Below are 1,032 nucleotides of genomic sequence, written 5' to 3' on the forward strand. Positions count from 1 at the left end.
CAGCGGTGGCGACGGTGGTGGCGTTACGGACGGCGCCAAGGCGTTCGGCTGATGAGCATGTCACCCGAGGTGATCGTCCATCGCGATCCGGCGCTGCTGGCCGCCGCGGCCGCCGCCCGTCTGATCATCAGCCTGGCGGACGCGCAGGCCAGCCGCGGCAGCGCCTCGGTGGTCCTCACCGGCGGCGGGATCGGGGTGGCCACGCTGCGGGCGGTGCGCGACAGCCCGCTCGTCGAGACGGTCGACTGGGGCCAGGTGGACGTCTGGTGGGGTGACGAGCGTTTCGTGCCCGCGGACTCGGCCGACCGCAACGACCGGCAGGCCCGTCAGGCGCTGCTCGACGCCCTCCCCCTCGATCCGGCCCGGGTCTTCCCGATGGGCAGCGCGGACGCCGATGCCGGCACGGGCACAGCCACGGGCACCGACGCCGCGGAGGCCGCCGCGTCGGCCTACGCCCGCCTGCTCGCCGAGCACGCGCCCACCGGGGCCACCGCGGCCGCGGGCACGGTGGCGGTCCCATCCTTCGACGTGCTGCTGCTCGGGGTCGGGCCGGACGGGCACGTGGCCTCGCTCTTCCCCGGCTCCTCGGCGATCCACGCCCGTACCGCCACCGTCGCGGTGCACCACTCCCCGAAGCCGCCGCCCGCCCGGATCTCACTCACGCTGCCCGCGATCCAGGCGGCGCACGAGGTCTGGCTTCTTGCCGCGGGCGAGGCAAAGGCGGACGCGGTGGCCCGCGCGTTCTCCGGCGCGGCCCCGGCCGACATCCCGGCGGTGGGAGCGCGCGGCCGGCAACGCACGCTGTGGCTGGTGGACCGGGCCGCCGCGGCCAGGCCCGTCAGCGCCGGGGCACCGCGGGCGCGCCGGGTCCCAGCGGGATGAGCCTCCCCGGCCGGAACGCCGCCAGCACCGCCGCCTGAGCTGCCAGAGCGCCAGCACCACCGCCAGCTACAGCTCTTGGCAGAGCGCAACGAACTCCGTCCCGCCTGGTGACAGCTTCGTCCCGCCTGGTGGCAGAGCCGGCCGGCGGGG

Annotated in this window: 1 protein-coding gene; it reads left to right on the forward strand. The window is 76.6% G+C overall.

The genetic code is table 11. The features are described from left to right. Window positions 1-51: 51 nt before the first annotated feature. Window positions 52-882: a 6-phosphogluconolactonase gene (gene pgl, locus AC5LSR_RS16940; protein ID WP_250283303.1), complete on the forward strand. Its 831-nt coding sequence runs from the start codon at window positions 52-54 to the stop codon at window positions 880-882. The last annotated feature ends 150 nt before the right edge of the window (window positions 883-1,032 follow it).

The sequence above is a fragment of the Protofrankia sp. CiP1_Cm_nod4 genome (assembly GCF_982290645.1).

Coding starts and splice junctions, on each gene's coding strand:
- pgl (WP_250283303.1), top strand. CDS start 52: ATGAGCATGTCACCCGAGGTGATCGTCCATCGCGATCCGGCGCTGCTG.